We start from the raw sequence: 6,297 nt of genomic DNA, 5'->3' as shown, positions 1-6,297 counted from the left end.
CGATTGGCATCGCGGTTATCCGAATTGTTTACATGCTTCTGTTTGTCATCACGCGATTGAAACCGCTCGACTTGATTGGCGCTTCTTTCTGGATCGGGTGGGTACTCACTCTTGCAGCTGTTGAACTCTGGATCCGGCGGACGAGTGGAGTGGCTCACCACCACCACCACCACTGTGACTGAACCTTAATTCTGGCCACGATTGGAAAACATTTGTTGCCGGATTTCAGAGAGTGATCCTAAATCGCATGGCAAGCTATTTTGAGCTTATTTGTTGCCGAGATTGCAGATTGGATCGAATTTCTTACCAGGAATTCAATCAAAACTTCTAAAGGTCTAGCCCGCGTTTGGAGTATTGCTCTTGCGGAAACGACGCGGAGTAATTCCGAAATGACGGCGGAACGAGTGCGTGAAGTGGCTCTGGTCACAAAACCCGGTGCTCAGCGCTATCTCCGTTAGAGAGAGATTTGTTTCCTGCAACAATTTTGCTGCGAACTTCAGACGGGTTCTGCGAATGTATCCTCCCGGCGTACAGGATAGAAACTTGCGAAAGGAACGGATCAGGTGGGCGGGATGAACATCAACAACTTTCGATAGGGACGATATCGTTAAAGCATCTTGAAAATGTTCCTCGATATGATTCTGAACCTTTGCCAGCCATGGGGGTTTCAGTTCATTTCTGCACTGAATTTTCCGAAAAGTGAAAGAAAATAATTCCAGAAGAGTTGCTTGAACCGCCAGACTCGAAAAGCGATCCGGAAATTGGAATTCTCTGTAAATTCGAGTGACAAGCTTACTCGTAAAAGGATCATTCAAGTGAAAAGGATTTAGCAACAGTGAGGAGTCTAGATTTACGGATTGAATCCAGTGCTCTGGGGGCTCTACAATTAAAGAATGGGCGCCACGGTCGCCAAAATTGTCGGAATGGATTACACCGGCGGGTTCGAATAACACGCTATTCGACGAAAGCTCCAGGCGGTTTCGTTCAAAAGATTCGACAAACGATCCTTTCAAGACAAAAGTGAGATTGAAGAATTCATGACTGTGAGGTCCTAATTGCAATCGTTGTTCGTGGACAGTTTCCGTCAGTCTGATTCCATCCAATTTCACCGTTCTTAGCAGTGTCCCCTGCGTTACAGGCTGATACGTCATTCCGGAACAAGTATACGTAATTTTGCTGTTTCTGTTCCGGTTGTTCCTGAAAATTTTGTACAAAATGCGATTCTTTTTATAGATCGGCCGGGCTTGACTACGCGATAATCAGGAAGCGCATGCAACCGAATCTGCAAAAAGGCCTCAGTCTTGTGATTCTTCTGCTGATATCACCGTCCATCTTTGCTGATGCAAATCCAATGCTTCGGTTTCCCGATGTCCATAAGACCCGGTTGGCCTTTTCCATGGCAGGAGACCTTTGGGTAGCAGATCTGAGCACGGGTAAAAGCCGGCGTCTGACAGATTGGAAAGGCAGAGAATATTTCCCAAAATTTTCACCGGACGGAGAATGGATTGCCTTTACAGCGGAAGTCTCGGGAACTCCGCACGTATACATCATTCGTTTTAGCGGCGGATCCCCCACCCAGCTTACCTTTTATCCATCGCTGACGAATCATTATCCGGCTAAAGTCGGATTCGATCATCAAGTACTGGACTGGACACCCGACGGAAAGTTTGTTGTGTATCGATCAAGCCAGGGTGGAAGCGGAATCACAGCCCGGTTTTTCAGGGTTGCGGCCGCCGGCGGGTGGCCGGAACCGCTCCCGTTAAGCGAAGGAGGGTACATTTCCTTTTCACCCGATGGCAAGAAGGTCGCTTTTAACAGATCGGTCAGCGATTTCAATTTGCATGAGGCCTGGAAGGGCTACCGTGGAGGAATGGCCGATGACATCTGGATCTTCGACAGAGAAAAAGATCAGGTCTATCGGATTACGCAATGGGAAGGGATCGATCAGTTTCCTATGTGGACAGCATATGGGATCTATTTTTTGTCGGATCGGTCAGGAATGCAGAACATTTTCCGCTTTGATCCCGAATCGCAGCGCATATCACAGGTGACGAGCTACATTGATTTTGATGTGAAATGGCCATCAACGGATGGGGAGAGCATCGTATTCGAAAAGGGTGGAAAATTACATCGCTTGAAATTATCAAACGAGGAGGTTGAACCGATTCAACTTGCGATTGCATATTCACCCGGAAAGAAAAGCGTCCGGGCTTCCGATTATCTTGAGTCGATGAGTGTCTCGTTAGAAGGGAAAATTGCATTTGCGGCAAGGGGCGAAATTTTTCTCCTCAATGATGCACACATATCAAATCTAACGGTCACACCCTCTTTTCGCGAAAAGAATGTAAGCATTGCTCCCCAGGGATACTGGATTGCCTTTATTTCCGATGAATCCGGAGCAGATGAGCTGTTCATTCAAAATGAAAAAGGAGAAAGAAAGCAGATTACGAAGAATAGCGATTCGTTACTGCGATCTCCGGTTTGGTCACCCGATGGAAGGCATATCGCAGTTCACGATTTCAAAGGCAATCTCTATATTGTGGATATTTCCGTGGGAAACAGAATCCAGGTCGATCGCGCGGGGATGCGAAGGATCGAGGATTACGTCTTTTCGCCCGATGGAAAATGGATGATTTACAGCAAACCGGAGAGTGTCGATTTTTCATCCCTCTGGATTCACGACATAAAACATCGCAAAACAGAACGACTTACACAAGGACGTTATCGGGATTCTGCACCGGTATTCGATCCCGATGGACAATTTCTCTGGTTCGTTTCAAGGCGAGATTACACACCCGTGATTGGAAGGATTGAATACAACTTTGCTTTCGCGAATATGGACCGCATCTACCAGGTAAGGTTGAGGGCTGAAAATTCAAGCAACTCTTTGCCTGAAATCATTGAGGATTGGAAGTTTTTGTTAAAAGCGGCCCGACCACTACAGATCAAGCCCGGTGTGATTTCCAGTATGAGGGCGTTGAAAGGAAAACTCGTATTTAACAGAGCTTCGGATTTGAATGAAGATGTAAAATTGTGCAGTTTTGATATCGCTCAACAGCGAGAAGCGGTCATTAGCGACAGACTCGTGCAAGCGACCGCAACTTTGGACGGCAAAACACTGATCCTTTTCGAGGACGGAAAGTACAGGATGGTTCCCGTCGAGAAGGTAAACAGTAACCTGTTAGAGACAAATGACTGGAAGCCACTGCAAATGCAGCTTGACGTTGATGTGCGAACAGAGTGGCGGCAGATGGTGCAGGAAGCATGGCGTTGGCAACAGGAGCTTTACTTTTATCGATCAAACCGTTCGATCGATTGGAAAAAACTTCTTGAAAGGTATTTGCCGCTCATTGATCTGGCAGCCAATCGACATGACGTGAATTACATACTTACCGAGCTGATGGGAAACTTAAATGTCAGCCACCTCTGGGCACGCGGCGGTGACGTGGAGAATTTTGATGGATCAAACGTTGCTTTAATCGGAGCGAAGTTTACTCCCGATGAAGATGGATATTTTCGTATTACCAGCATTCTTGGAGACAGCGAGGCGCCCGCCGGCATCTCCCCGCTACAAAACATTGCTCGCGCCGGAGATTATATTTTGAAAATTGACGGACAACTGCTTCGATTACCCCTCACTCCGTATCAGCTGCTTCAGGGTAAGGCGGATCGAAAAATCAGATTAACCCTGAGCAAGACAACATCACCGGTTGACTCGCGGGAAGTTGAGATCCAACCTGTTCGATCAGAAAGAACCTTCTTTTACGATAGATGGGTTGAAACAAATCGTCGTACAGTAAAAGAAAAGTCCGTTGGCCGAGTCGGATACATTCATATTCCGAACTTTTCCGAATCAGGCTTAAGCTCCTTTGCCTCCGGTTACTACCACCAACTCGATCGCGAAGGACTGATCATCGATGCAAGATTTGCGGATGGTGGATGGCTTGCTGAAGCAATTTTGGAACGACTCCGAAGAATTCCTGTCGGATTGAATGTATGTTTGTCCTGTGGAACTTGGACGTATCCCCGCGCAGCATTTTCCGGCAAATTGATACTCCTTGTGAACCAATACAGTTCCTCAGATGGTGATCTATTCCCATACTTCTTTCAGAAATACGGTCTGGGTACCGTTGTAGGAACACGAACATGGGGCGGCGTGATTGGCGGTCATTCGTTAGATCTGGCCGACGGCGGGGAAGTTGGGGCGGCTGACAATGCAGTAACAAACCTGGATCGTGTACCGGAGCTGGAAAACCGTGGTTTTCAGCCCGACGTGGAAATCGACAATTTGCCTAATCATGTTGCCAAGGGACGTGACGATCAACTCAATAAAGCAATTGAATTGACTCTGAAACAACTTAACGATAAATGAAAAATATCCGGATGATCGAGTCACTGGTTCCCGCAGAAGATTTCCCAGGTCTGAAGAATCTTACCTATTTCGATTGCGCATCTGTTGGCATCGTTCCGTTACCCGTTCTCAACAAGATGCTGGACTTTCAAACAAAAACTTCCTTGCAAGGGACCGTAAGCTTTGGCGACAGGGAGGAATCGCAGGTTTATGACGGAACGAGGGCTTCCGTTGCCAAACTCCTGAGCGTGCCTAAGCAGGATGTTGCCATTCTGACAAGCGCGACCGAATGCATTGCACAAATTGCCTGGTGGGTTCGCCCAAAGAAAAAACGGGACTTCTTAAGGGTGTGTAAAGCATTTCAGTAACCAATGGGGGATAATTCAATCCCGGAACAATTCAGTTTGATCATAGCAATCAGAGCTTCGGCGGATCGGAAACCGAAGGCACGATGCGAGATCATTCTGATTTTGGAATTCCAGCCTTCAACCGCGGAGTTAGTCAGGTTTCGTGTTAGAAAGCGAAGTATTCCGGGAAGGTGTCTGCGTAAAGTCAGTGCGAGTTTTTTGAATGGCTCGAGTCGCGATCTTCTAGCCCAACCATACCAGGCGTTAAAATCCGCTTCTGCACTTTCAATAGAATTTGCGTCAAATAAACGCTGGAAGGATTCCTTCAAAAGGTATGCACGGTAGATCCTTTGATTCGTTTGTTGAATGGTGGCAAGTTTGCTGTTTTCTGAAAGTGTTAAGTTCCACGGGTTTTTAAGAATAGGCCAACGACTGTTTTTCAGATCGCGTTTTTGATCAGGAAGAGCCTGCGCAACCTCCTGCCGTCTAACTTCGTCTGTTGCGCGAGAGAGAAGTTGAACAATGTGAAAGCGATCATAAACGATTTCAGCGGCAGGCGCATGATCACGAATCGCTTTTTCGAAAGCCGGATCCATATCGATTGAGATCGCCTCAATGGCTGAGCATTTTGAAGGTCCAAGCATTTTGAAAAAATCGGCCAGTGTTTCTGAGCTTTGGCCCTTGGCTGCCCAAATGACTCGATGTTTTTGGTGATCGACAACAACCGTAAGGAACTTTCTGGGCCTGCCATAGCTGATTTCATCAACACCCAAAAGACGTAAGTTTTCCAGAAGGCTGCCATCCAGTTTCTCTGCAACTACGCGCCGGATAATTTTGCCGGCAGTTGTCCAACTGATTCCAAAATACCGTGCTGTTGCAGATTGATTTGTCTTTTGCATAAACCAGGCAACCTCATCTTCGAATGCTTTTGTGAAGATCGAGCCAACTCGTGCCCAAGGTACCTGCATCGTCTTGACGCCGCATTTTTTACACCGAACCCGATAAATGCGGCAAACTAAATAAACCGGTATTTGCCTGATGCCAAGGTCTCTCCACCATCGAAGCTTACCTTTTTCCCCGTGCCTTCCTTCCGCCTTTCTGCCACATTGACCGCATCGAAGATTCTTTTTCTGCGGCCGCACCCGGATCACGATCGTTCTCGGCTTTTCTTTGTCCGTGTTCGAGCTCACGTGAGCCGATTCGACAATTGTCCCAATTAATTTTAAGATCTTCTTGAAAAACGCAGTTATTCTCATTTTGTTTTTTCTCCCAAGTCAAAACATAGAGAGTACTGCGTTTTTCTTTTTTTTCTTTCCCTAAATAGAGAAACCACAGCAGCAGCAGCAACAGAACTTGTGAAAGCTGTTGATCCGTCTTGGGATCAAAGCATTTGTGGAAATCCTGTTTTTTAGGATTTCCAAGACGGCTTGTGGGAGGCTGTGGAAATTTTGTCTTTTAAATTTCCATAGCCTTCCATCAACCGGCGGCAAATGCGGCAGCTTGCACAAAAATGCTCCTCACCTCCGATCAACAATTGAAGGTTTCAACCAACTAGAAGACTAATATGTTTTCAATAACTTACGGGGAATTTACCGTTAC

The 6,297-nt window shown here is 46.7% G+C and carries 5 protein-coding genes; 3 read left to right on the top strand and 2 right to left on the bottom strand.

Features of this window, described 5'->3' with window-relative positions; translation table 11 throughout:
- The coding region (locus L0156_16600) for a hypothetical protein (protein ID MCI0604608.1) at nucleotides 1-182 on the top strand (182 nt) is incomplete at its 5' end.
- A gap of 153 nt (nucleotides 183-335) precedes the next feature.
- Here the strand turns inward: L0156_16600 and L0156_16595 are convergent.
- A complete protein-coding gene (locus L0156_16595; protein ID MCI0604607.1) occupies nucleotides 336-1,151 on the bottom strand; it encodes an AraC family transcriptional regulator in 816 nt (271 codons plus the stop codon).
- A 119-nt stretch (nucleotides 1,152-1,270) separates the two neighbouring features.
- Here L0156_16595 and L0156_16590 point away from each other — a divergent pair, with 119 nt between their 5' ends.
- Both L0156_16590 and L0156_16585 read left to right on the top strand, forming a co-directional pair.
- Entirely contained in the window at nucleotides 1,271-4,372 is a 3,102-nt protein-coding gene (locus L0156_16590) for a S41 family peptidase (protein ID MCI0604606.1), read from the top strand.
- Nucleotides 4,369-4,719, top strand: coding sequence for a cysteine desulfurase (locus L0156_16585; protein ID MCI0604605.1), 351 nt, complete (start codon nucleotides 4,369-4,371; stop codon nucleotides 4,717-4,719). Before L0156_16590 ends, L0156_16585 begins: the two co-directional genes overlap by 4 nt.
- On the opposite strand, the gene L0156_16580 is transcribed toward L0156_16585, so the two are convergent.
- A complete protein-coding gene (locus L0156_16580) occupies nucleotides 4,713-5,954 on the bottom strand; it encodes an ISL3 family transposase (GenBank protein ID MCI0604604.1) in 1,242 nt (413 codons plus the stop codon). The two genes, L0156_16585 and L0156_16580, sit on opposite strands and share 7 nt — an antisense overlap.
- Nucleotides 5,955-6,297: the final 343 nt, after the last annotated feature.

The organism is bacterium, assembly GCA_022616075.1.
In the GTDB taxonomy this organism is placed as follows: Bacteria; Acidobacteriota; HRBIN11; order JAKEFK01; family JAKEFK01; genus JAKEFK01.
Note: the sequence above shows the minus strand (reverse complement) of the source record. Positions and strands in the feature narration are given on the sequence as shown.

Excerpts from the sequence above, each read along its gene's own strand:
- L0156_16585 (MCI0604605.1), top strand. The coding sequence starts at position 4,369 with ATGAAAAATATCCGGATGATCGAGTCACTGGTTCCCGCAGAAGATTTC.
- L0156_16595 (MCI0604607.1), bottom strand. The coding sequence starts at position 1,151 with ATGACGTATCAGCCTGTAACGCAGGGGACACTGCTAAGAACGGTGAAA.
- L0156_16590 (MCI0604606.1), top strand. The coding sequence starts at position 1,271 with ATGCAACCGAATCTGCAAAAAGGCCTCAGTCTTGTGATTCTTCTGCTG.
- L0156_16580 (MCI0604604.1), bottom strand. The coding sequence starts at position 5,954 with ATGAGAATAACTGCGTTTTTCAAGAAGATCTTAAAATTAATTGGGACA.